Origin of the sequence: Bradyrhizobium sp. WBAH42, from assembly GCF_024585265.1 — a bacterium.
Lineage (GTDB): Bacteria > Pseudomonadota > Alphaproteobacteria > Rhizobiales > Xanthobacteraceae > Bradyrhizobium.
The window spans coordinates 7783671-7808950 of the sequence record NZ_CP036533.1 but is presented as its reverse complement, the minus strand read 5'-3'; the positions used below and the strand labels follow the sequence as shown (position 1 = coordinate 7808950).

15 protein-coding genes are annotated in these 25280 nt (G+C 60.8%); 8 read left to right on the top strand and 7 right to left on the bottom strand.

Translation table 11 applies throughout. The annotated features are described in order from the left end of the window. Window positions 1-3: 3 nt before the first annotated feature. The 3 genes from DCG74_RS36595 to DCG74_RS36585 form a co-directional block, all read right to left on the bottom strand. The gene (locus DCG74_RS36595; RefSeq protein WP_172787579.1) at window positions 4-594 is read right to left on the bottom strand and encodes an NADPH-dependent FMN reductase; all 591 of its coding nucleotides are present in this window, start codon (window positions 592-594) and stop codon (window positions 4-6) included. Between the two features lie 86 nt (window positions 595-680). Further along, complete coding sequence (locus DCG74_RS36590) at window positions 681-1346, bottom strand: VOC family protein (RefSeq protein WP_172787578.1); 666 nt, start codon at window positions 1344-1346, stop codon at window positions 681-683. 77 nt (window positions 1347-1423) lie between these two features. Then, a complete protein-coding gene (locus tag DCG74_RS36585) occupies window positions 1424-1708 on the bottom strand; it encodes a hypothetical protein (RefSeq protein ID WP_172787577.1) in 285 nt (94 codons plus the stop codon). 222 nt (window positions 1709-1930) lie between these two features. Here DCG74_RS36585 and DCG74_RS36580 point away from each other — a divergent pair, with 222 nt between their 5' ends. Genes DCG74_RS36580 through DCG74_RS36570 form a run of 3 tightly spaced genes read left to right on the top strand, consistent with a single transcriptional unit; the run spans window position 1931 to window position 3622 of the window. After that, a complete protein-coding gene (locus tag DCG74_RS36580; protein WP_172787576.1) occupies window positions 1931-2641 on the top strand; it encodes an SDR family NAD(P)-dependent oxidoreductase in 711 nt (236 codons plus the stop codon). Window positions 2642-2666: 25 nt separating this feature from the next. After that, window positions 2667-2906 carry a 4-oxalocrotonate tautomerase family protein gene (locus DCG74_RS36575; protein ID WP_172787575.1) on the top strand — a complete coding sequence of 80 codons (240 nt, stop codon included), beginning with the start codon at window positions 2667-2669 and terminating at the stop codon, window positions 2904-2906. Next, window positions 2903-3622, top strand: a complete 720-nt coding sequence (locus DCG74_RS36570) for a hypothetical protein (RefSeq protein WP_172787574.1) — start codon at window positions 2903-2905, stop codon at window positions 3620-3622. The genes DCG74_RS36575 and DCG74_RS36570 overlap by 4 nt, the downstream gene beginning before the upstream one ends. Here the strand turns inward: DCG74_RS36570 and DCG74_RS36565 are convergent. The 4 genes from DCG74_RS36565 to DCG74_RS36550 all read right to left on the bottom strand — a co-directional run bounded on the left by DCG74_RS36565 (window position 3604) and on the right by DCG74_RS36550 (window position 14611). Continuing rightward, the gene (locus DCG74_RS36565) at window positions 3604-6501 is read right to left on the bottom strand and encodes a winged helix-turn-helix domain-containing protein (RefSeq protein WP_306557993.1); all 2898 of its coding nucleotides are present in this window, start codon (window positions 6499-6501) and stop codon (window positions 3604-3606) included. The two genes, DCG74_RS36570 and DCG74_RS36565, sit on opposite strands and share 19 nt — an antisense overlap. Before the next feature lie 127 nt (window positions 6502-6628). Beyond that, a complete protein-coding gene (locus tag DCG74_RS36560; protein WP_172787572.1) occupies window positions 6629-7960 on the bottom strand; it encodes an esterase family protein in 1332 nt (443 codons plus the stop codon). Window positions 7961-8392: 432 nt separating this feature from the next. After that, window positions 8393-9385 (bottom strand): ABC transporter substrate-binding protein, encoded by a 993-nt coding sequence (locus DCG74_RS36555; protein WP_172787571.1) that lies wholly within the window; start codon window positions 9383-9385, stop codon window positions 8393-8395. Window positions 9386-9910: 525 nt separating this feature from the next. Then, a complete protein-coding gene (locus DCG74_RS36550; RefSeq protein ID WP_210268410.1) occupies window positions 9911-14611 on the bottom strand; it encodes a DUF3320 domain-containing protein in 4701 nt (1566 codons plus the stop codon). An 809-nt stretch (window positions 14612-15420) separates the two neighbouring features. Here DCG74_RS36550 and DCG74_RS36545 point away from each other — a divergent pair. The 5 genes from DCG74_RS36545 to DCG74_RS36525 all read left to right on the top strand — a co-directional run bounded on the left by DCG74_RS36545 (window position 15421) and on the right by DCG74_RS36525 (window position 25267). Beyond that, on the top strand, window positions 15421-16686 hold the full coding sequence (locus DCG74_RS36545; protein ID WP_172787570.1) for a DNA repair exonuclease: 1266 nt from the start codon (window positions 15421-15423) through the stop codon (window positions 16684-16686). 2 nt (window positions 16687-16688) lie between these two features. Next, window positions 16689-20243 carry a YhaN family protein gene (locus DCG74_RS36540; protein WP_172787569.1) on the top strand — a complete coding sequence of 1185 codons (3555 nt, stop codon included), beginning with the start codon at window positions 16689-16691 and terminating at the stop codon, window positions 20241-20243. A gap of 165 nt (window positions 20244-20408) precedes the next feature. Then, window positions 20409-21185 (top strand): RNA polymerase sigma factor, encoded by a 777-nt coding sequence (locus DCG74_RS36535; RefSeq protein WP_172787568.1) that lies wholly within the window; start codon window positions 20409-20411, stop codon window positions 21183-21185. Beyond that, window positions 21182-21838: a hypothetical protein gene (locus DCG74_RS36530; protein ID WP_172787567.1), complete on the top strand. Its 657-nt coding sequence runs from the start codon at window positions 21182-21184 to the stop codon at window positions 21836-21838. Before DCG74_RS36535 ends, DCG74_RS36530 begins: the two co-directional genes overlap by 4 nt. A 3-nt stretch (window positions 21839-21841) precedes the next feature. Then, complete coding sequence (locus DCG74_RS36525) at window positions 21842-25267, top strand: ATP-dependent helicase (RefSeq protein WP_172787566.1); 3426 nt, start codon at window positions 21842-21844, stop codon at window positions 25265-25267. Window positions 25268-25280 lie beyond the last annotated feature (13 nt).

Below are 25280 nucleotides of genomic sequence, written 5' to 3'. Positions count from 1 at the left end.
GGCCTAGTACGGCGGCGGCTTGCGTTGCCGCTGCGCCTTTCCCGCTTCGACCCACCAGCTGAGATCGTCGGCAAAACGCGGGAAAGACAGTTCGAGCGCCTTGCCGCCCTCGCCGATTGTCTCCCCTTCGGCGGACAGCGTCTGGCCGATCGGACCGACCGCGATCGTGCTTGAGGTCACGACCATGCCCATCTCGGAAAGCGTGCCGTGCCAGGCGGTAGCGGCACGTGCACCGGACAAACGCCCGGCCGAATAGCTGACGATCGCGGCAGGTCGCCAGAACCACTCCTCTAGGAAGTGGTCTGTGAGGTTTTTCAGGCCCGGCTGCACACCCCAGTTGTATTCCCCGGTGACGAAGATGAAGCCATCGGAGCTCCTAATCTTCTGAGCCAGCTCTTCGAGCGCGGCTGGGGCCTGTCCCTTCGGATACTCTTTATACATGCGGTCAAGCATCGGTAGGTTGACGGCCTTAGCATCGATCAGCTCCGCGTCGTCGCCGCGGCTTCGCAGCCGCTCGACCACGAATTCGGCGAGCCGAATGCCCATCCGGTCGGAACGATAAGAGCCGTAGAAGACTAGGATGCGATTGCTCATGGCACGCACTCCGCGGTGAACTATCGGAAGGTGTGCGGTTAACCGGTCGTCGGCGAACCGCAGCTGTCAGGGGAAGCGCCGTCGCTTTACTGCGGCAGCGGCTTGCCGGCCTGCTCGTTTACGATGTACTCGGCGTACCAGTTCGGCCAGTTCACGTCGTATGCGCCGCCGGCGCGCTTCTCGTGCTCGCCATGCGCTGCGGCCGCCCGGCGCAGTGTCGCCGCAAGATCGGCGACCGAGGCGAAGGCAGTGTTGCCTTCGACGCGGCCCGGGAAGCGCGTAGTGATCTCCTGCAGCAGCCAGCCGTTACCGTCGGGATCGCTGAACGATGCCAGCGAGAAGTAGCTGCGGCGTTCCGGATCCAGACCGGTGACTCGGACACTACCAAACAGGTGCGGCTCGTCAGTGCCGGCATGCGTCTTGCCGCCATGGAACACCTCGCTCACCTTGACGCCGCGGGTGAGCAGCTCCTGGCGTGCCGCCACGATGTCCGACACAATCAAATAGAGGCCCTTGGCCGAGCCTGGCGCTGCTGCTGTGACATTGGTGCCGAAGATAACTGACGCACCAGAACCAGGCGGCGTGAACTGGATCACGCGAAAACCGTCTTCGAAGGCGAAGTCGGCATCGAGACGCCAGCCGAGGCTGGCGTAAAAGTGCTTTGAGCGTTCAACATCGGAAACTGGAAGAACGACGATCTCGAGCTTCATATCCATGGTTTTTACCTTTGCGGGGTTGACTGTGACTGTCATGACTTCCTCCTGTCGATGTGGTTGAGGTTCTACGCGCCGTTGCCTGGGCCCGCGTGAGTCGAACCGACGGCTTGCGCTCAGAACACGACCGCGGGGCCGAATTGGATGAGCATGAGCACGACGATCGTCGCGAGAGCTGCAAGGGTGAATATCTTGCGAATTGTCGCGTCCTTCCGTTCTGTTAACGCGGCATCGATCAGTCCTGCCTGGCAAGGTCGAGGATTGCCTGGACAAACGCAGTCGAAGCGTCCTGCGGCAGGTTGTGGCCGGTCCCTGCAATGGTCGTAGGGTGTGAATACTTGCCGGTTGATATTTTTGCGTGACCCGCCGGCTCCATCGGTTTGGTAGATTGTGTCTGGCATTTCTGCCTCCGCTGAGTGTCGGGGGATCCGTCCGAACCGGTCGCCTGCCACCCCGGCAAATCTGGACGACGACGGGGCAGAGCGCACGTTAGGTGTTGTTAAAAATGCGGGAGTTCCCGCCTATCGCACCTTAACAACACGCAACGAGCGGTTTGCCTGCGTTTGCGACATCTTCCCGGGCAGAACGCCGGCAGTAGCTGGTGAAACTCGGAGGACTACGTCGTGAGCGCTGTACAAAAAGTTGCCATCGTCACCGGTGCGTCGCAGGGGATCGGTGCCGATCTCGTGAAGGGATTTCGCGACCACGATTTCCTCGTCGTCGCCAATTCGCGTTCAATCAAGCCCTCGTCCGATGCCAACATCCTGAACGTGCCTGGAGACATCGCCGATCCGGTGACCGCAGATCGCATTGTCTCCGAAGCCCTTGGAAAGTTCGGACGCATCGATACGCTGGTCAACAATGCCGGGATTTTCATCGCAAAGCCGTTCATCGATTACAGCGAAGAGGACTATGCCGCGATCGTCGCGGTCAATCTCGGGGGTTTCTTCCGCATCACCAGACGCGTCGCCGACCAGATGCTGAAGCAGGGCTCCGGACACATCGTGCAGATCACGACCAGCCTGGTCGATCATCCCAACAGCAGTGTCCCGGCGGCGCTCGCCTCGCTCACCAAGGGCGGGCTCAACGCCGCCACGAGGTCGCTCGCAATCGAATATGCGCCCCGGGGCGTCAGGGTCAATGCGGTCTCACCGGGGGTCATTAAGACGCCGATGCACACGCCCGATACGCACGAGTTTCTCTCTAAGTTGCACCCGGTGAGCCGGATGGGGGAAACGCGCGACGTTGTCAATGCAGTGATGTTCCTGGACAACTCGCCATTCGTGACCGGTGAGATCCTTCACGTCGATGGCGGCCAGAGCGCTGGTCATTGACGCCACGCGGGCAAGGGAGAAGATCATGCCTATCGTCAACATCCAGGTTACGCGCGAGGGCACCAATCCTGGCGCGGACTCCCTCACCGCAGACGAAAAGTACGCCCTGATCAAGGGCGCAACAGACTTGTTGCGTGATGTACTAAAGAAACCGCCTGAATCGACATTCGTCATAATCGAGGAGGTCGACACGGCAAACTGGGGCTGGGGCGGACTTCCAGCCCTCGAATATCGCAAGCAGCTCGCAATGGCTCGACTGGCATGATCACGCTGTTGGCCGACGCCATCGACGCCCATGGCGGCCTCGCCCGCTGGAAGGCTCATGCGGGCCTCGCGGGAACAATCGTGACCGGCGGCGAGCTATGGGCCCTCAAGGGCATTAACCAGGATCAAAACCCGCGAACCATGCAGGTCGATTTGCACCGGCAATGGGCTTCTGTCGAGCCGTTCGGAGCGACCGGTCAGCGGACCGACTTCATGCCGAATCGTATTGCCATCGTGGCAAACGACGGAAGGATCGTCGCGGAACGAACGAATCCGCGCGCGTCATTTGCCGGTCATGACATGCGGACGACTTGGGATCCGCTCCATCGCGCTTATTTCAACGGGTACGCTCTCTGGACCTATCTGACGACGCCATTCCTGCTCGCTATGGATGGATTCGAGATCCGCGAGATCGAACCGTGGAGCGAAGGAGCGGACAAGTGGCGCGGGTTGCGCGCCACTTTCCCCGCCACGATAGCCAGCCACAGTACCGAGCAGGATTTCTACTTCGGTCCGGACATGCTGATCCGTCGGCACGACTACCGGGTGGACGTCGCCGGAGGTTTCCCGGCCGCTCAGTATGTCTCCAATCCTATGAATGTCGATGGGATTATGATCCCGACGAAGCGGCGCGTGTTCCTGCGCAACGGCGGTTCAAGACCGCATCTCGATACTTCGTTGGTGACGATCGATCTCTCTCACTTCCGCTTTCGCTGAGGCCGGGCGACAGCAGGCGCGCTGTCGAGCAAGCTTCGCGCAGTCTTCAGATCTGCCGTCTCGAATCCTTCGGTGAAGTGTGCATAGGTTTCGGCGAGGGCGGAGAGCGCAGCCGGCTTCCCTTGCGAAAGCCGGATTTTCGCGCGCGACGTCTCCGTGCGCAACTTCCACGACAGCGCGCCCTGCCGTTCGGCGAGCGCGATCGATTTGGCATAGCTTGCTTCTGCGGCCTCGAAATCGTTGCCACGAGCCTCGATGTTGCCGCGCAGGCGCAACAATTCGGGCATCTCGAAGCCATCGCCCTGCGACGTCAGGCGCGCAATCGCCTCATTCAGGACGTTATGTCCTTCCTGAAGCCGGCCGAGCTCCGCAAAACCTTGGGACAGTTCGGCAACGAAGGCGGACGCATAAAGTTCATAGCGGTCCGCCTGCAACCGCACGAGAGCGCCCTGCAGCAATTCCAAACCCGGCGCGAACTGTCCACGAGCGATCAATGCCTGCGCGTGAAAGCCGGCGGCGACCGCCCTATAGGGCAAAAGGCCATGCATGCCGGCGTGCGATTCCAGCCGCACAGCCATCTGCTCGACTTCGGTCCAATCGCCGGTCCATCCGTAAACCGAGGCGGACCAGCAAAGCGCGATGCAATGCATAACTACATCGCGAGGGGCCGCGTCCGCGGTCAGCGGACGCACACACTCGATCGCCTGATCTGGAAACCCGCGCAGCCACAGAACGCGGGCGAGCGGGATCTGCGGCGTCCTGGAGTATGCGAAGTGGCCAGGCTGCGCGCGGCGTAGTGCTGCGGCGCCACTCACTCCCTCACGGAGATGCAGCTGGGCCGATGACTGGTCGCCGATCAGGTGATAGGAAACTCCAACCAACGCCTTCGCGCCGGCAATCCCGGCGGTATCGCCGATCGCCCGCGCAATTCTTTCGGCTTCAAGCGCGACAGGCAGCAAATGACGGAATTCGCCGGTGCGCCGATAGAACATGTTGAGCCTTGCCAGCAGCCTGAACTTGTTCGGTCCGTCGTTCAACGCATCCGCGATCTCAAGACCGCGTCGTAGCGCGTTCTCCGCCTGCTCGCTGTTCCTCTCGGTAAACATGAACGCGTGACCGAGGGCAGCCTGCAATTCGAGCTCCCAGGTACTGCCACGCGTCCTGTCATCAAGCGCTGCAAGAGCGCGGCTCGACCAGATGCGCCCTTCGCTCAACAGGTTGAGTTCAATGAATAGCCGGGCACAAGCGCCCGCCAGGGGAACGCGGATGTCGGCACCATGGTCGTTGAGGTAGGCCCAGTTCAGCGCTGCCCGGGCATCGTTCAAAAGCTCCGCGCGCCGCTGCGCACGCGATAACCGGTCCCCGCTCTGTTCGGCAGCACTGCTCTCGAGTGCACGCTGTACGAAGTTCGCGTGGGCGCGGGCGATGCGCGTGGCCTCACGGCTTTCGGCAAGTTTTTCCAGGGCATAGGCGCGGGTGGTTCCCAGCAAACGGTACTGTGTCGAGCCACGTCCCGGTTGCGCCGCCACCAATGATTTTTCGACCAGTTGCTCCAGTATTTCAACGATGCGATCGACCGGCTGCTCCTGCTCGCCTGCGACGGCCGCTGCGCCATCGAGGGTGAAAGGCCCATTAAATACGGCGAGACGACGCAACACGGCACGCTCGCCCTCGCCGATCAGGCCATAACTCCAGTCGAGCGTGGCGCCGAGCGTCTGCTGGCGCGGCGGTGCCGTGCGGCGGCCGCGCCACTCAAGCTTCAGCCGGCCATCGAGCAGCGCCGCGATCTCCTTAAGGCCATGCGCCCCGACCCGCCCGGCGGCAAGCTCAATCGCAAGTGCAATACCGTCCAGTTTCTGGCAGATCTCAGCCAGCACCTCCGCGTTCTCCTCCGTGACATCCGATCGAAGCCCGGCCGCAGAGGCGCGCTCCATAAAGAGCTGCACGGCCGGATAACGCAGTACCTCGTTGACGCTCAACCCGCTCACTTGCGGCGGTCCGGTTAGCGGCACGAGCTCGAACAGCTGCTCACCTTCGACCAGCAGGGATTCGCGGCTGGTGGCAAGGATGCTGACGCCGGGAGCACGCTGATAGATGTTTTCCGCGAGCTTCGCCACGGGTTCTATGACATGCTCACAATTATCGAGCACGAGCAGCAGGCGGCGGCCCCACAGAAAGCTGATGATGCTGTCGGTCGGATCGGCATGATGAACGACAAGGCCGAGTGCGGAAGCAATTGTACCGGTGACAAGTGCCGCATCCTGCAAGGTGCCGAGGTCGATGAAGTGTACCTGGCCCTCGAACGTCCCCCACATGTCATGTGCAACCGCAATTGCGACCGTCGTCTTGCCGATGCCGCCCGGTCCGCGAAGCGTTATGAACCGCTCCTTCGACAACCGGTTCTCGAGATTCGTCAGCACATCCTCACGCCCAATCATCCGCTCCAGCCGGTTTGGCAGCAAGATTGGCGGTTGAGCTGCAGCCGGCACAGGCACAGGCGCAGGCATCTCACGATGCAAGCTGGCTACGAAGCAATAGCCCCGGCTCGGAACATTCTCGATGTAGCGGGCGCCCTGCTTGCCGTCGCCAAGCGCCTTGCGGATTTCGGCGATGTGAACCCGCAGATTGATCTCCTCGACCACGAGTCCCGGCCATGCGAATGCCAGGAGTTCGTTCTTGGAAACCACTTCACCCGCGCGCTGCACGAGGAGGCGCAAAATGTCCAGCGCCCGGCTTCCTAGTTTGACTGGTGCTCCATTCTTTTCGAGCAGTCGCTTTCTGTCGTGAAAGGAAAACGGCCCGAAGGAAACGGCGCCGCCTGGATCCACGGGCGCAATCGCACGGATCGCTTGATCCTCGCTTGTCTGTAGACCGGTCACAGGAGCCCTTGTCCTATCACGAGGCTTGAGGAAGCAGCGGCGACTTCCGAGCGGGCGTGATTGTAACCGATGAAAGATGCCGCGCGGAACCGAAAATCCCGCTTGATTATACTTACGTGGCCAGACCTCACGGAATCTGATAGCCTTTCCACAGCCATTCCAGCGCCGAAGGCAGCGTCTGCGCCACTGTCGGGCGGTCGACATGCTTGGCGTTGCGCGCAAACAGGTACTGATAGTGGTAGCCTTTCTCCGCCAGCACTTTTGCCATCAGCGCGGCGGATAGCGTCCAGTCGTGCATGCCGTCAGGGATTGTCGGATTGGGATAGAACAGGTCCTGATCGCCCATCTCGAACCAGTAGCGGATCGGTTTTGTCGGGGAACCCGGGATGAGCGGCGCGCCGGTCGGCTGATCCGACGGCGTCAGCTGGCCTGCCTTCACGATCAGGTTGGGACCGGCCGGCCCCGCCCACGCGCTGTGATATTCCCAGGCACCGCCGCGCAATGCCGGATTCCACGGCCATTGCTGGTTCACCATGGTGGGCGAATAGGCCAGCACCCGGCGATACAGCTCGGGATGAAACCACGCCATGGTGAAAGCAGCAGTGCCGCTCGAGCTCAACCCCATTGTGGCGCGCCCATCGGGATTTTTCGTCAGCTTCACGCCGGCCTTCTCTTCGACCAGCGGCAATACCTCACGCTCGATAAATTGCGCGTAGGTGCCCGACACAGTGTCGTATTCGCGCCCACGCTGCGCGCCTTGTGCGTCCTGTCCGCCATTGCCGACCTGGATCGACACCATCGGCGGCACGCGACGCTGCGCGATCAGATTATCCAGCGTCGTGTTCATGTCCTTCCAGGCGGTGGAGCCACCGTCGCCGAGCACGATGAACGGGATTTCTGTGCCCCGGACATAATTCGCCGGCACATAGACCTCGATATTGCGGGTCCATGTGCCGGGATGGCTGGTGGTAACGATCATGTTGGATTTGTCGCCTGACACCGTCGTCGTGCTCATGATCGAAGAATTGCCGCAGCCGGCTACGTCGTCACGGATCAGGCCGGGGTTGTAGATCACGCTGTCCTTGGACGACAGAGTGAAGGTCGTGATGGTGCCTTTCGGCACGCCCTCCTTTGCGATCGTCTCGGGCGCCGGATTGTGTGTCGGGCCGATGATGAAATTTCCCTCCGCGCCGGCCGGAGGCAGCGTGCCGTCCGCAAGCTCGGTCGCGGGCGGATAGTTCGCGCTCTTGGGATCGCGGGTCGGCGGCTTGGTCTGCAAGTCGAGGCCGGTCGTGTCGATGAAGAACGGCGCCCCTTTATCCGACGTGTTGGCGTTGGGCGGCACGCCCATGTTTTGGGTGACACAGTTGGATGGAGGCTGAATTTGGGCCAAGGTGGCGGTCGAGAACGTTGCAGCTGAGATCATCGTCCCCGCAAGGACGGCCCATGTGTTGTTCATGTCTTCCTCCGAAGCCGACGAGTCTCATGGCCCGTCTTGCGGCGAAAAATATGACGAAGGGCGCTTGACCGGTCAAGTGACGGGGACCTCGTGGCAGAGCTTGCTCGCTGAATTATGGCGATGATATCGATGATCGCGATCATGGATTGTTGCGTGCACGACCACATCAAAAAGGATCTACGACACATCTTCATTGACTGGCTGGCCTCGTCAGAGGGCCAGGAGCCATCGCCGACTAAAAGGTGAAACGGCTAGCAACTATTCTTCCCTAACACCGACGATTTCAACGTAGATGTTCGCTCGGCTCGAAACGCGAAGAACTCAGGTGAGCAAATCTGGTCCGCTCTGGCTCAACAAGCGCACTTCCGCCCCCGCGAGGCGCAACTTCGCATCCGGGCCAGAAGCGGTCTTTATACCTGCAGTGAACGCTCGTCATTCGATCACTTCGTCGGCCCGTGCAAGTAGCTGCTCAGAGAACACTACTCCGACTTCCTTTCCAGCGGCGCGATTGATGACGAGCTCGAACTTTGTCGGCTGGTAAAACGGAATGTCAGCCGGCTTTGAACCCCTAAGAACTTGATCAATGGCACCGGCGGCACGGCGAAAAATCTCAACCAGATCTATCCCATAAGCTACCAGCCCGCCGGCTTCGACAAACGAACGAAACGGGTAAATGGTCGGTAATCGGGACTTCCCCGCCAAATCGACGATTAGTTGTCGCTTTGTAATGTGCTCCGGACTACCGTCGACGAAAAGAGCATCGGTACCTATCAGCGACATTGTCGCAAAGAGGCTTCGGTATTCTTCCTCACTCCCAGTATCCACATAAGAGGGGCCCACAACGGTGATTCCGGCCTTATCGGCCGCGTCCCGCATTGCGGCTGCCTCCGGATTTGCTCTTGTAGCCAAAATACCGAGTTTTGATATCTTAGGAGCAATCTCCCTCAGAAGCTCGATGCGTTTTGCCCAAAGCTCTAAGCCGGGATCTACGGTAACGCCAGTGATGTTTCCGCCTGGCCGAGCGATGCTGGCTGCAATACCGTGACCCACGGGGTCGCTGGTCATGGCAACAACGGGGACTATTGACGTTGCGTGCTTCATGGCAAGGACCAGAGAAACACTAATCGCAAAAACAACGTCTGGATTACGAGCTGCGGCATCGCTAGCGAGCTTAGAATAGCCATCAACGCGACCTTCTCCGGAGAAGCGTTCGATGAATAGATTGCTCCCTTCGACATAACCGAGACGGCGAAGTTCCCTGAAGAACTCCCGGTAGTAACGAAAGCGGCTAAGTTCGTTCAGCTCTGTTACGGGGTGCGATGGATGCAATATCGCCATCCGGCGCACTTTACTGGATTGCCCGTGTGCGCCAGCAGGCAGCATGGATGCTGCACCAACAAACGCAATGAAATCGCGTCGTCGCATGTGTCCCTCCCAATGCCAGGGCTGCACTGAGACAATGTAGCAGATCCCAAGCCGGATGTCCGTTGTGGGTCAATCGCGACGGCCGGACGGCAGGCCAACTATGTGCGGTCTACCCCAAAAAGCCGCCCCTTCCGGGAATGTAGTGACCTTCGCAGTTGGACTTAATCCCAGATCATCCACTGCCGCAGCATGGAAGTCCTTGATGTAATATACAGCCTGAACGAGCCGTTTGGGCGACAAACTCTGGCAACACAATTAAACGTTGTTTAGGCTTCACTTCTGATAATTGCCCTTATCGGAAGTGATCACCCTGTCCGCAGGTTTCTCGTAAAACGCGCGCATGAAATCCTTATCAGTCGCCAACTGGTAAGCTTTTGTTAGAAACCTTATCAGTCGAAGAACTGACTCCGTTTGCGACCAAAGCTTATCTGTTGCGGACTGACTCCATCTGTCGGCATGCCTAGTTAGTCAGACTAAACACTCCGCTTGCGACTGATCCTTGGCTCCATCGATGTGATGACCCGCTCAAGTTAAGCCCTCGGCTAGTCGCGCCTGCAAATCCGCTCCCACCCGCTTGAAACCAAGTAGGCGAGCCACTGTTCTGACAAGCTCCTCGTCTTCACCCCCGGCGTTATCTTCACGGGCTATCCTGAACGCGGCTTGTATTTCCAGAATAGAGATGCACGCAGCCTTGAGAGTTGCACCGCTTTCCGCAGAACGATCGCGAACCGGAGGTGCATCCGACTGACCTCGTGTGTACCAGAATATCCCATCGGTAAGCAGATCGGCGCTTCCCGATCGGGCGACCGACAAAGCCGACTCCGTCGCAGTCAATATTCGCGATCCCGCCTTTTCCTTGCCGAAGCAGGAGGCGACGCGTCGAGCGATTTCTTCCACATGGATCGGTCCTTCGGCATCCACGATCCTTCGAGCCAGATTCGCAAGCATGGAAACGGGCGCCTCATGCGGCTCGCTCGAAGTGCTGACGCGAAAGAACGCCCGCTGATATGGAGGCATCTGCCGAACAACGACCTCGGAAACTAAAATCGGCGTAGCTTCCACTTCGGCTGGTTCGGTCGACCGCGCCTGATTTGCTCCCTCGACCCGCGGCCCCTGGTCAGACCTATCCCGCGCTTCCGAAAGCGCCGTGCGGAGTCGCTCTATCTCAAAGTGGCGATTATAGAACCAGTCGGTACTCCAAATGCGATGAAATCGCCAACCCAGGTGTTCGAGCACGTCCTGACGTAGGCGGTCTCGTTCTCTGGCCCAAAGAGCGCTATGATATGTCGCGCCATCACACTCGACGGCGAGGATGTAGCTGCCCGGCCTGTCGGGGTGACGAATACCCAGATCGATTCGGAAACCAACAGATCCGACCTGCGCGTCTGCGAGGAAGCCGTACCCCCGGATCACGTCAGCAACATCTTCCTCGAAAGGCGAATCTGCATCGAGGCCCGTCGGCGAGTCTACTTCCAGACGACCATTCTTTGCAAAATCAAGAAAGCGCTTGAGGATTCGCGGACCTTCTCTCGAGGTGCGGTTCAAATCAATGTCACCGGGATCGAACGACGCAAACACCTCGCAGCGTATCCGAGCTCGGGTGAACAACACATTGAGTCGTCGTTCGCCGCCTTCGCCGTTAACCGGACCGAACGACATGCTGTTCAACCTTCCACCGGCGATAACGGGGCCATAGCCAACACTAACGAGAATAACGTCGCGCTCATCGCCCTGCACGTTCTCGATGTTCTTGACGAACACATCTTCCGATTGTCCTTCACGCAAAAATTGATCCAGCGTGGAGTCTTGGCGACGACGAAGCTCCAAAAGCTCCGTGATGAGATTTCGCTGTGCAAACGAAAACGTGACTACACCGAGAGAGTGTGATGGGTTTGCTCTCGCGTGTTCCGCTATCCGATCAACGATGGACTCACCTTCTTTGCGGTTGTCCCGCTTTCCACCTTTGTCGTAAACGCCATCGACCCGGGTAAAACACAAGCCATAGGCCGGATCCCTCTGTAGAGGGGATGGCGGAAGAACGAGATCACTGTCGTAAAACTCCCTATTCGAAACCTCGATCAGTGATGGATCGCGTGATCGATAATGCCATTTCAACATTCTACCTGCGAGGCCGCGCGCCTCGCAAAGAGTGAGGATACTCTCCATACTCCCGATAGTTGCCGCACCTTCCAGCAAGTCCGGGCCGACATATTCGTCATCGCCTTCCTTGTCATCATCTTCGTCCGCCAACACCCGATCAAAGAAGGAAGACGGTGGAAGCTGCTTCTTGTCGCCCACAACCACAATTTGGGCAGCTCGTGCGATCGCCCCAAGCGCATCCTCTGGGCGGACTTGCGAAGCCTCATCGATAACTAGAAGGTCAAACGAGATCGTGCCCGGTGGCAAGTATTGAGCGACGGATATTGGGCTCATCAACAAGACGGGCTTAATGCGTTGTATCGCTGTGCCGGCCCTTTCGACCAATCGTCGCAGTGCCATATGGCCGCGCTTTTTTCCGATCTCACCACGAAGAACCTTCATCTCGCCCATGGCGCCTTGAGGTACTTGGGCAAGGTGGCCGGCTAGGATGGTGCTTACATTGTCCCTGAGCTGCTGACGCTCTAGCGTCGCGAAGGTGTCAACCAGATCATGGCGCCTTTCCAGGCCAATGCCACGAAGGTCGGGGTTCTGCTCAAGAGCGATCTTCCAAAGGCGTTCGGCACGAGCGTAGCGCAGCTCGATTGCTGCAGCAGCTCCGTCTAGCTCCCCAGATCGCATCCGCTCCTCAAGTTTGGACAATCCCGCTGAGGCGAGCGCGTCGCGACGCCGCGCTAGTTGAGTCCACGACGTATACCGACCAGTCGCGGCGGCCATCGTGCCAAAGCGCGCCGCGACGGTGTCGAGATCGGTATGCTCTAGGCCTTGGTCGCCAAAGCTAGCAAGATTAAGATCAAGTAGTTTCACAATGGCTTGCAACGCCGAGCGTGCAGCTTGCGCGGCCTCTTGCAATGCCCGTCGCATCGCAGCTAGGCTATCAGCTCGAGCAGCCAACGCGACCGACTTGTCTGAACGCACGGAAATTGGCGCTTTAGAAAGTTTCTCGCACCATTCCACGATGGCTACGAGTCTCCTAAAGTCGGATTTCTCTCCACGCCAGGCATCGCCGAGAATACGACCGCAATTTTCGCGATCGCCCTCCCATTCGGATCTCAACGAGACCAAAGTGATCAATTGGTCGATCCGCTCAACCCTCTCAGCCGCTGTTTTGGGTAGGCTTCCCCGCAATAGGCCGGCAAGTTCACGTGAAGCGGCGCGGTAGCGACCACCCCAGCGAGCAAAAAATGAACGAATACCTGCCGCGAGCGGAGCGCGTAGATGGCTCGACGAAATGTTGAACGCGGTTTCGACGAATACTTCTGACGCTTGATCGAGCGCTTGCCGCCACGCCATGCCAGCGCGCAATGCTTGGTGAAGGCGAGGAATGTCCGGTGCGTCGAGTACCTTCTGCGCAATGTCGGCAGCGCCAAGAGGCAGTCCTTCGAGCCGTCCTAGTACATCGGCCAACGGAGCAACGATATCCAGGGCTGCGGTAACATGCAAAGCAAGTGTGTCGACGGGCAGGCGCAATGACGCCGCAAGCGAGGTCACGGCAGCTTGAGCTTCAGTCAGCGTAGCTTTCAGACGAGCTAAGTCCACCGGCTGAAGGTGAAGATTACCTGTGCCTTCGAAAGGATGAATGGTTGCTCGTCCCTCTTCCGCGAGGAGTGCGCCATATTCCTCGATCGTAGCTAGCAAATCGATCTCTTGCTGCCGCGACATCGAACTCAGGCTTTCGACCTCCAGACTCGGAGGCGAGATGCCTTTCCCGATAAACTGGGATTGCCGTCCAAGCACGCTGTAGGCTGTCTCTCCGGTTGCTCCGATCGGTCGGTGTATCGCTTCCGCAAGATTGTTCAGCCGGTCGCGGCTTTCCTTCACAGCAGTTGGCGCCGCCGGCACTTCTGGCACGACGCTAGCCTGCGACAACGTGCGCGCCAGCTCGCTTAAGACAGCCTTCTTATTTGCGCTTCTCGAATGCAATTCGAGGCATACATCGCGTAGCCCGACCTTCACGAGGCGGTCGTGCACCACAGAGAGCGCCGCCATTTTTTCGGCAAGAAAGAGGACTCGCTTACCTTCCTTGGCTGCAGCCGCAATAATGTTAGTGATCGTTTGGGATTTGCCTGTTCCAGGCGGCCCTTGAACGACCAGATTGCGCCCCGATCGCACCTCCTCGATCACTTTCGCTTGCGACGCATCCGCATCGACCACATGGAATAGCTTTTCGGGCGGCAGGACCTCGTCCAGTTTATCATTTGAGGCAAATAGCGGTTCCTCGCGTTCAAACCCCTCGTAGAGTAGACCACGAGTCAGCGCATGGTTTGCCAGCGCGTCCTCGGGCCACGCTTCAATGGCCAGATCACGATACATCAGCAGCTTGCTGAAGCTGAAGAATCCCAACTGCATGGCGTTGGGGTCGAGTTTCCAGCGATCCCGCGAACTGGTCACGAGTTGAACTTCCGAAAAATAGTCGGAAGGTTTCCAGTCCTCCTCGATTTCAAGTTCGGGAAGTTCGATTCCGAAGTCGTCCCTCAACCGCTGCTGGAGCGGCAGATTCGTGAGAGCGTCTTCGTCCCGCACTCGAAGGTCGAAGGTCGAGGTCCTGGCATTGCGCACGAGTTCGACGGGAAGGAGGACGAGCGGTGCTTCACGGGGTAAGCTCGACGCCTTGTCCTCATACCAGGTCAGAAAGCCCATCGCGAGGTACAGGACATTGACGCCGGATTCCTCCTCCGCAGTTTGAGCTTCCCGCGCTATCTTCAGCAGCTTTTTTTGCAGCGCGTCAGGGCCGAGCCGCGTTTCAAGCCATGAATCGGTGTAGCGACCTTCGTCAGACCCTTGCTGCATAACGTCAGCAAGGACGACCTCGCGGCTGTCTTCTACCTTGTCTTTCCCGAGCGCGAAGAAGCGCATGGTCTTTCCACCGGAAAGCAAGACATAGACATCGTCGGAATGCTCGTTCACTATGTTCAATACGTTACCGCGCGTGTTCGCGCGATTTACATGAACAAGGCGATTGCGAGTACCTGTCTCGACTAGCCTGCGCCGCGTATCATCAAACAGCTTTATTACAGCCGATCGGGTTTCCTGATCCTCGCCTTTCGGCCGCGTGCCGATGCTCGCCAAGCTAATTGCTCCTCTGTGAGTCACTCTGAAACTGGTCTGACGCACGAGGGCTGATCTCGGCCGCGTCGCACATCTTGGGCTCGCCGAAATGGCATTCTGCAGATGTTGCGTTCGCCTTACCCGTCTTGATCCAGCTCCTCTTCTGGTTGCGAATGATTATAGGGAGAAATGGGGCGCGTCATCTCCCTTCCGCGGGCATTTAGACCAAAGGCGATTGTGGATAGCCTCCCAAGGCCTCCATATCCGGGATGCTACGGACGTTTATGCTTGAGCGGTCGAAGACGCTTGAAATTATTGATTGCGAGTGGCGAGGAATTGTCCGCCTTGTTTCAGATCCCTTGAGACTGGACCACGGATGTATTGAACGCAGGCTATGGGCTCTCGCAGGGAGACGTTGCCTTGCTGCGGAGTTCTACCGCGCACGCCGTTAACGCCGCATGGTCTGGCTGCTGACGACGCGAATGCTGGTGCCGACGACGACGATGAATAGCGCCGAGGCGCTGGTCCCGAATACCGGCTGCTTGCCGCAGTCACTGCGCCAGATCGTAGGCTTGGCCCCAAGCGGCTTCGCCCGGCTGCGGTCCTAATGCTTCAAAGAATTCTCGCGACCGCCCACAACACATTGTGGATATCGATAGTTCAGTGACTATCTAGTTCACGTTATGTTCGATATTTGATAAGTCTTGCAAATTTTTCTGCCCGGCCTTTCCGGGTGACCCCATCGGGTTTCGATCACCCGGTAGGGACGAGGGTCGGAAGCCGCCACGGCACTGCGATCGCCCGCGTAGTTTGATCGGAAGGAGATTGTCTTGCTGTCATTTCGCTTCATCCATACGGGAGACATCCATCTCGATAGCCCCTTGAAAGGACTGGCCGGACAGCAAGGCGCGGCAGCCGACCGAATTCGCACAGCCACGCGCACCGCCTTCGAGAACCTCATCAGCCGGGCTATCGAGGACGAGGTCGATTTCGTCGTCATTGCCGGCGGCCTCTACGACGGCGACTGGCGCGACTACCAGACCGGACTCTTCTTCGTAAAACAGATGGGTCGCCTGTCACAGGCCAAGATTCCCGTCTTCCTGCTCCACGGCAATCACGACGCCGAAAGCCAGATCACTCGCAAGCTCACGTTGCCGGCCAATGTCAGCGTTTTTTCGGCACGCAAACCCGAGACCTTCCGGCTGCCGCATCTCAACGTCGCCCTGCATGGCCAGAGCTTCCGGCAGCGTGACATCACAGGCAATCTGGTTCCTGCTTATCCGCCACCGGTCGCCAGTTGCTTCAACATAGGCGTTTTGCATACCTCCTTGGGCGGCATGCCGGGACACGCAAACTATGCGCCGTGCTCCATCGAAGACCTGATCAACAAGGGCTACGACTATTGGGCGCTCGCGCATGTGCACCAAGCTGCCGTCCTCCACGAGCAACCGCATGTCATCTTCTGCGGCAATCTGCAAGGCCGCCACATCCGCGAAACTGGCGCGAAAGGCGCTTCGCTGGTTACGGTCGAGGACAGTCAGGTCGTGGAGATTGCGCCACTCCATGTTGATTGCGTGCGCTGGAGCTTTTTGCAGGTTCCGGTTGAACAGTGCGGCGGGATTGCCGACGCTGTCGACCGCATCAGGCAAGCCATCGAAGAGGCCGTCGAGCGCGACGCGCAAGGGCGTCTGCTCGCGTGCAGAATTGAAGTGACGGGAGCGACGGGATTGCATGGCGAACTGCTTGCGTCGGCGGATCACCTTCTTGCGGAGGCAAGGGCAGCAGCTTTGGGTTTGGGCGACGAAGTCGCCTGGATCGAACGTCTCATCGTTGCGACCGTAAGCCCGGAAGCCTCGGCCTCGCGAAAGGACGCGTTGGGCGATCTGCAGCGCATCATCGAGAGCGCTGGCAGCGACACCGAGCTGCAAGCCCGTATCGCAACGGAGTTGGGCGATCTCATCCGCAAACTGCCGCACGACATCCGGGCGAATGCCGACGACGCCGTGCTCAAAGCGGCCATCGACGGCAACATCGCAAACTTGATCGCCCATGGCGGCGCGTATCTCAGCGCACGTCTCGCAACGGAGAAGGTGTAACCATGCGCATCCGGCAGCTCGATCTCCTTCGATACGGTCATTTCACGGACGCCATCATCCCTCTGGCGGCTGGCAAGCCGGACTTTCAGATGCTGCTTGGCGAGAATGAAGCCGGAAAATCCACGGCGATGAACGGGGTTGAAGACCTGCTCTTCGGCATTCCGGCGAACTCGCCCCGCAACTTCCTGCACGAGTACAACGCCATGCGGCTGGGCGCGCTCCTGGAGAAGGGGGCCGACACGCTCAAACTGCGCCGCCGCAAAGGCAACAAGGACACGCTGCTGGCCGGCGACGACACGCCCATCCCTTCGGGCGAGGGGGCGCTCGCCCCGTTTCTGGCCGGGGCCGATCGCCGCTTTTACACGCGCATGTTCAGCCTCGATCACGATCGCCTGCGCCAAGGCGGCAAAGACATCCTGCAGGCGCAGGACGATGTCGGGCAGATGCTGTTTTCGGCGAGCGCCGGAATCACCGGCCTGCGCGAGACGCTCAAGTCCATGGAGGCGGAAGCCGACGCGCTTTGGGCCTCACGCCGCGCGGCGCACCGGAGGTATTTCCAGGCAGAAGAACGCTTCAAGGCCGCCGAGGCCGCGATGCGCGACGATGTGGTGACGACCACCAAGTGGCAAGCGCTCAAGAGCGCGTTCGAGACGGCTATCGACGCTTACGGCGTCATCGAAGGCGAAATCGAGATCAAGTCAGCGGAGTTGGGCAAGCTCGGCCGAATCCGGCGGGTGCACCGCGACGTGCGCAAGCGCGGCGAGACTCAAAGCGCTATCGATGCGCTGCGCGAGGTCATCCCGTTTGATGCCGAGGCCTCCAAAATTTTGGAGAAGGCTGCCGCGGACGAAGCGGCCGCCACGACGCGCATCGCGGCCTTGAGCGAGCAGATCGCGGCGCTTGAGACGGAATGCGCAGCCCTAACCTTCGACGATGTCTTGCTGGCACGCACCGAAGACATCGCGCAGCTCCGTGATCGCCGCATCCAGGTTCGCGCCGGAAAAGCCGATTTGCCCAAGCGGCGGGCGGAACTGGCCGCGGCGGAGGCCACGCTCGTTCGCCTGGCGGGCGAGCTTGAATGGAGCGGAGACATCGATCAATTGATCGCGCGCATCCCTGCCAAGGCTAAGGTTGCGGTCCTGCGCGGCTTGCTCAACCGCCGTGGGGCGCAATCCGGGGCGGTGGAGAATGCCAAGAGCGCTGTGGCCGAAGCCGAGGACAAGCTCGGCGAGATAGCAGCCGACATCGAAGCGCATGGGGCAGTGATGGATATCTCCAAGCTCGCGGCTATCATCAAGGCCACGCGCGAACTTGGCGACATCGCCGGCCAGGTTGCGAATTCGAAGCGCGAGGAGCAGGAGGCGCGGACCTCAATTGCACGCTTGCTGAAAGCCATGCGGCCCGCCGTCGCCGATGCCGTCGTCCTGGAAGCAATGCCCGTTCCCCCGCTGGCTTCGGTTGAAGCCCATCGCGATGCTTGCCGCAGCCTGGAGCACCGGCAGCGGACCTGCCGCGAGCAGATCCGCAATGCCGAACAGGAGCGTATGCGCCGCCGGAAAGCGCTTGAGCGCATTGTTGCCGACGAACAGGTCGTGACCGCTGACGAGCTTGAACGCTTGCGCTGCCGACGTGACACCGGCTGGTCGATCATCCGGCGCCGCCATGTCGAAGGGGTTCCGGTTGCCGAAGACGAGATCGCGGCCTTCGGCCAGCCCGATGCGCTGGCGCAGGACTTCGAGGCCGCCATGCGCGGCGCGGACTCGGCAGCGGATCAGCGCTTCGAGCACGCTGATGCCGCCGCGCAGCTAGCGGTCATTGGCCGCCAGATCAGCGAGCAGGACGACCTGCTGGAATCCTTGGGCCAGGAAGACCGGGCGCTCGCGCAAGAGAGCACAGCCCTGGAGGCCGGCTGGGCCGCGCTGTGGTCCGCCAGCTCCATGGCTCCGCAAGATCCCGATGTGATGATCGAGTGGTTGCGCGCGCGAGCGGAAATCCTGGACGCGAACGCGCGGCTTTCGGTGGCCGAGCGTCATACAGCCGCATGGCAACAGCGTGCGGGCGAGAGCAAGCGTCTCGTCTTGGCCGAACTGGAAGCGCTGGGCGCATCCACGGCCTCGCTAGCTGCCCAGCCGCTCCACCTCGTTATCGAAACGGCGGCGGCGCAGGAGCGCCGGCACGAACATGCCGCCAAGACGTCGCGCGATCTTGACGACGCGCATCGCAAAGCGATGGGCGCGCTCGCACGCAAGCGCAAGGATCTGGAGAAGGCCGAGGCCGAGTGGGCGGAGTGGACGAGCGCTTGGCAGGCCGCCTTGGACGTGTTGCAGCTCTCCACCGCGGCGACGCCGGAGACCGCCGAAGCGCAGATCAACGCCATCGACGACATGCGCGAGGCGGCGGTCCGCATCAACGATCTTCGCCATGAGCGCATCGAAAAAATCGAGCGCGACGTGAAGGCGTTCGAGGCCGACGTGGCTGCTTTGGCGCAAGCCATCGCTCCGCATCTGGGCGGCACGGATCCCGAAGAAGCCGTGTTGCAGCTTGATCGCCTGTGCGCAGAGGCGGCGCGAGCGCGGGACCTCAAGGGCGCGAAGGATTCCGAGATCGCCGGCTTGCAAGAGAAGATCGATACGTGCCGGGAATCGAACCGTGAAGCGCGCGAAACCATCGCGCATCTCCAGCAGAAGGCTGGCGTCGCTTCGACCGACGACTTGCGGATCGCGATTCAGCGCTCCGATGAGAAGCGTAAACTCAGCGCCGAGCTGGATCGGCTCACGGACGCGCTGACCCAGGATGGCGACGGTCTTTCCGTCGCGGAACTGGCCGCCGAGTGCGCGGGCACAGATCCCGATGCCATCGCCGCCAAATACCAGACGCTCACCGACGAGGTGCAGGAATTGCGCAACCGCCTGATGGAAGCGCGCGAAGCCCGCAATACCGCCCGCCAAGCCTTCGACGGGATCGGCGGTGAAGACCGTGCGGCGAGGGACGCCGCCGATCGCCAGGCGGCGCTCGCCGAGATGACCGAGATCGCCGAGCAGTATGTCCGGCTGCGATCAGCCATCGTGTTGCTGCAATGGGCGATCGATCGGTACCGCCGGGAGAAGCAAGCGCCGATGCTCAAGCGCGCAGGCGAGCTGTTCGCCATCCTCACCTGCGGGTCATTCCAAGCGCTGCAGCTCGAATTCGACGAGCACGACAACATGCAGCTCGCCGGCCAGCGACACGACGGCCGGCGGGTTCCGGTCGCGGGCATGAGCACCGGCACCGCGGACCAGCTCTACCTCGCGCTGCGGATCGCCGCGATCGAGGATTATCTCGGCCACGCCGAGCCCATGCCGTTCATCGCGGACGATCTGTTCATCAACTTCGACGACAAGCGCGCGGGCGCAGGCTTCCGCGTCCTGGGCGAACTCGCCAAGAAGACGCAAGTCCTGTTCTTCACGCACCACGAGCACCTGCTGGAGGTCGCGCGAAAGGCCTTGGGCGCGCCGATCAGCGGCGTAACGCTGGCGGTGGCCGCTAGCCCGCCGCAGGCACGTTCGGAGGCCGCCTAACGGCCTCGGATACCCGGTTATTTCCCTTAATTTACGTTATAGCTCCACATAACATATTGATATTGCTTGATAAAGATGGCGTAAAAATTTCGGGTTAAGCTTTCCGGGTACCCCCTGTTTTTTCGATCACCTCTTGAAGGGTGGGCCGAACGAATTGGACGCCCAGTGAAGCCGCTGCTGAGAGGGGGCGAAATGGCACGTCCATTGATGAAGAAGAGCCTGGCCCGCCCGCCGGGCATCGAAAGGAAGATCGACATCGCGCTGACCCAGGATTGGGCCACCCTTTCCCGGCGCGCGCGAGAGACGAATCCGCAGTCCGGCGACTTCCTGCCGTCGGAATGCCTCGTTCATCTTCTCCGGGACGCCATCCGCCGCGGCGAGGACCGCAGCGCGAGGGTGCTGATGCCGCAGCTCCTCAAGCGGGCCGAGGCCAATCTCGAGCGCACGGTTCCGGACAATCGGATGCGCGACGCCGAGTCGGTGCGGCACGATATCTTGAGCGAACTCGCGATGATGTTCACGCAAGACGGCACGGAAGGCCACGAGGATGAACTGGACTTTTATGAATGCCGATTCCTGCGGGCGTTGCGTTTCCTTCGGATCGACCATGTGCGCAAGGCGCTCTCTGAGCGCAAGGAGCTGACCGATCTGCCCGAAAGCGGCGATGGCCAGGATGAGCCGGCCCTCGATGACGAGATGCTGGCGCGGCTGTCCCGGATGGCCAGCATTGGTCCCTCGCAAGAAGATGCCCTCTATCTGCCCGAGGTCATCGCCGCCCTGGACCGCCTGCCTGCCGACCAAAAGGCATCCGTCGTCCTGCGCCGTATCATCGGCCATGAAGAGAAAGAGGCCGCCAGGATTCTAGACGTGGAAGGCCGCACCGTGCGCAACCGGCTGAGCCGCGCCGACAAGCAGCTCAAGACTTTGAAGGAGGACCTATGATCACCGCCGCCACCCAAACGTCCCTGCGAGACGCCATGTACGCCATGTCGCTGGCGAAGGCTGTTCCGGACGCCGACCTGCTCGACGATTTCGCGCGCCGCTATCCGCAGTATGCCGACGCGCTCACCGAATTCGCCATCGAGCTTGCCATTGACTCGCTGATGCACCGGAGCGACGAGGAAGATGTCCCCGCCGATGCCGAGGCGATCAGCGCCGTGGTGTCGCGTGTCATGAGCCAGTTCGAAAACCAGCTCTATGAACGCCGGCAGGCGCGTGCGGCGACCCCGCCCGCGCGCGCCGCGACGGCTTCCGTGGAAAATCCTTTCGCAGCGCTCGACCGGCAGGGATTTCGCGCGCTCGCATCCCAGCTCGACGTGAACAGCGCCTTCCTGTCGAAGCTGCGGGATCGGACGATAGAGCCTATGTCGATTCCAAGAGCCTATTGCCGGCACCTCGCGCAGGAGATGGATGAAGACGCAGACGCCATGGCGGCGCATCTCTATGCGCCACAAGAGTCCGTCTCCGCCGGCCGCCAGCTTTACAAAGCGGAAGGAAAGCCTGCCGCTACGGCCAGGCAAAGTTTCGAGGAAGCGGTGAAGACATCCGGATTAAGCGAAGATCAGCAACGCAAGCTGCTGTCGTTTCGGGACTAGATAATGGATTCGTTCGAACCCATCCGGAAGGCTGCGGAAGACCTCCACCGCGAGGTCGCGGGGGATGGGACGCTCAAGAAGCCCATGGAACTCGTCGACGCCGCCATCAAGCATCTTGAGCTTGGTTTAACGTGGCTTCCGACGGGCGATCCGGCGCTTAAGGGCGCTCGCGCCGTCTTCGACGATCAGAGCGGCACGATATTCGCCGAAGATGTCGGGAACGACTCTCAGCGCGCGCTCGTCATCGCGCACGAGATCGGGCACGAATGCATCCATGCGGGCTCCGCCGCCTGCAGCGCCGAAGACGTGGACCCGTCGCGGTCGATGGAAGCGGCGCCGGTGGGCTTGCAGCGGGTCGAAGACTACGGCGCGCGCGAGCGCCGCGAGCTGCAAGCCAACGTGTTCGCGCGGGCGTTTCTTTTCCCCAAATCGCTCGCGCGGCGGATGTTCGTCGACCAAGCCCTCACGGCATCCGATATCGCAAAGCAGCTTGATTTGCCGGTGCCGCTCGTGCGCCAGCAAATCCTCGACGTGGTACTTCTGCCGCCTCCCCCCGCGGATGAAGACTCGGACAGCCCGCTCGCCCGCCCGTCCCGGCCGGATCCCGCGCAAGACCGCGCGGCGGCGCATCGCGGCACGCCGTTTCAGCTCCAAGCCGGTCCGGGAACGGGCAAGACGAAGACGCTCGTCAAGCGCATTCTTTCCCTGCTTGAGGAGGGCGTCGATCCTGCGTCCATCCTCGTCCTGACCTTCTCGAACCGCGCTGCCGGCGAATTGGCCGAACGGGTCAGTGCGGCTGCGCCGGACAAGGCTTCGAAGATTTGGATCGGGACATTCCACGCGTTCGGGCTCGATCTCGTTCGCCGCTACTATGAGGAGTTCGAGCTTCCGCCGGACCCTGCGCTGTTCGATCGCAGCGACGCGATTGCGGTGCTGGAAGAAATCCTGCCGACCCTGCCGCTGGTTCATTACCGCAATCTTTGGGATCCGGCTTTGATTCTCAAGGAAATATTGAGCGGTATCTCCCGCGCTAAGGATGAACTCTACGACGATAAGGGCTATCTCGCGCTCGCCAAGACGATGGAAGAAGAGGCGGGCGACGACGAGGAAAAGCAAATCGCCGCGCGCAAGTGCCTTGAGATTGCCGCCGTCTATGAGCGGTACGAGCGGGCCAAGGCCGATCACAAGGCCGTGGACTTCGGCGACCTGATCATGTGGCCGACGCGGCTTCTCGAAAGCAACAAGGCGATTCAAGCCGCCATTCAATTGCGCCACCGCCATGTCCTCGTCGATGAATACCAGGACGTGAACCGCGCAAGCGTGCGCCTGGTGAAAGCCATTGCGGGAGACGGGAAGCGCCTGTGGGTCGTCGGCGACGCGCGGCAGTCGATCTACCGCTTCCGTGGTGCATCCTCTGCCAACATGGTGGGGTTCAAGGCCGAGTTTCCAACCGCTGGCATCGATCAGCTCCGGATTAGCTACCGCTCGACCCAGCAGGTCATCGATGCGTTCACGATCTTCGCGCAGGACATGGGCGCGTCCAATGGCATGCTGGCGCTCAAGCTCACCCCTGACCGCGGCACGGGCCCGGAAGGGCTCGACCTGCGCAAGTTCGATCGCGACGAGGATGAAGAGGAAGGTATTGCCGCCGCCATCCAGGAATTGCAGGGCAAGGGTGTGCGGCTGCGCGACCAGGCGGTCCTATGCCGCTCCAACCGGCGCCTCAATGAGATCGCCGCCGCCCTCGAAGCGCGCAACATTCCCGTCCTGCATCTGGGAAGCCTGTTCGAACGCGATGAAATCCGCGACCTCTTGGCGCTCATGAGTCTTGCGGTGGATCCGTTCGGCGATGCGCTCATTCGCGTGGGAGCCCTGTCGCGATACGGCGTTCCGCTTCAGGACATTTATCTTGCCCTTGCGGTTCTGCGCGATGAGCGAAAGCGCTCGGTGGAGCGTCTCGCCGAACTCGGCAATTTGCCGGGCCTCTCCAAGGAGGGCACCGACGGATTCCGGCGGCTCGCGGCCGAGCTACAGGGGCTCGTACCGCAAAGCCAACCGTGGGATTTCCTAACGGCCTATCTGCTCGATCGCACCGACATCGGCCGCATCATGGCTGGCGCCGCAACCGTCCCGGCGCGGATGCGCAATGTTGCCGTCTGGCAATTCCTGAACTTCTTGCGCGACCACAGCCCAGTCGGGTTCGGCCTTCCAATTCAGCGCGCCCTCGATCGGGTCCGCCAGCTTGTGCTACTCGCAGAAGAGCGCGACCTGCGCCAAGTACCGGCCCCTGCCCTGCACATGGATGCGGTCCGGTTGATGACGGTTCACGGCAGCAAGGGCCTTGAGTTCGAGGCAGTGCATGTACCAGGCCTTGCGACGCGCAGCTTTCCGGCCTCTTACACAGGTCAACGCTGCCCGCCTCCGGTAGGACTCATCGCGGGCGCGGAAGGCAGCGTTTCGGACGACGCCAAACGCTCGCACGCGATGGAGGAAGAGTGTCTCTTCTTCGTGGCAATGTCGCGCGCACGCACGCATTTGCGGCTCTACCAGACGCGCTTTTACGACAATGGCGACAAGCGCTCAGCGTCCAAGCTTCTCACCAAGCCACTGTTGCGCCTGGTAAAGGAAACGGCGTCTCCGCCGACCATCCCCTTGCCGCCCGATGCGCCGAGGCCGCAGCCCATCGAAATCACCTTCGGACCGGATTGGATCCTCTCCGATCGGCGCCTTGAACTCTATCAGAAATGCCCGCGCCGGTTCTTTTACACGCATGTGCTCGGACTTGGCGGCGCCCGCAAGGCAACGGCCTTCGCCCGAACGCATGATTGCCTTTACGAACTGATCCGCTGGATGTCGCGGGCACGTCTTGAAGGCGATCCCGCCGAAACCGACGCAGAGGCGGCCTTCGAGTCCATCTGGCAAGACCGGGGTCCGAAAGACCACGCCTTCGCCGCCGACTACCGGCAGCTCGCCTCGCGCCTGGTCGGCGCGTTGGTGCGCTCCGGCGCCGGGCGGCGATTCCAGAAATCGGAGCCGCTTGCGATTGACTTCCCGAATGGCCGCGTCGTTGTCGAACCGAATGAGCGCGCCGAAATGCTCGACGGTAAGGTCGTCTTGCGGCGCGTGCGCACCGGTTACCGGACCAAGGAAGAGTATGACGGGCTTGAGTACACGCTCTACCGGCTGGCCGGTGAGGTGCACTTCAAGGACGGGTTCGTGGTCGAGGCCTTGCACCTGACCGACGGCGTGATGGAGTTCGTGGAGATCAGCGACGAGAAATTCGGCAACCGGCGCGACAAGACGGAAGGAATGCTCTCCGGCATCAACGCAGGGAACTTCCCGACCGAGATCAATCCGGTCATCTGCCCGCGCTGTCCTCACTTCTTCATCTGTCCCGCCGCGCCCAAAGGGCCACTCGACCTATCTTAGAAAAAGTCGCGCT

Excerpts from the sequence above, each read along its gene's own strand:
- DCG74_RS36525 (WP_172787566.1), top strand. The coding sequence starts at position 21,842 with ATGGATTCGTTCGAACCCATCCGGAAGGCTGCGGAAGACCTCCACCGC.
- DCG74_RS36575 (WP_172787575.1), top strand. The coding sequence starts at position 2,667 with ATGCCTATCGTCAACATCCAGGTTACGCGCGAGGGCACCAATCCTGGC.
- DCG74_RS36560 (WP_172787572.1), bottom strand. The coding sequence starts at position 7,960 with ATGAACAACACATGGGCCGTCCTTGCGGGGACGATGATCTCAGCTGCA.
- DCG74_RS36595 (WP_172787579.1), bottom strand. The coding sequence starts at position 594 with ATGAGCAATCGCATCCTAGTCTTCTACGGCTCTTATCGTTCCGACCGG.
- DCG74_RS36590 (WP_172787578.1), bottom strand. The coding sequence starts at position 1,346 with ATGACAGTCACAGTCAACCCCGCAAAGGTAAAAACCATGGATATGAAG.
- DCG74_RS36540 (WP_172787569.1), top strand. The coding sequence starts at position 16,689 with ATGCGCATCCGGCAGCTCGATCTCCTTCGATACGGTCATTTCACGGAC.
- DCG74_RS36570 (WP_172787574.1), top strand. The coding sequence starts at position 2,903 with ATGATCACGCTGTTGGCCGACGCCATCGACGCCCATGGCGGCCTCGCC.
- DCG74_RS36585 (WP_172787577.1), bottom strand. The coding sequence starts at position 1,708 with ATGCCAGACACAATCTACCAAACCGATGGAGCCGGCGGGTCACGCAAA.
- DCG74_RS36555 (WP_172787571.1), bottom strand. The coding sequence starts at position 9,385 with ATGCGACGACGCGATTTCATTGCGTTTGTTGGTGCAGCATCCATGCTG.
- DCG74_RS36530 (WP_172787567.1), top strand. The coding sequence starts at position 21,182 with ATGATCACCGCCGCCACCCAAACGTCCCTGCGAGACGCCATGTACGCC.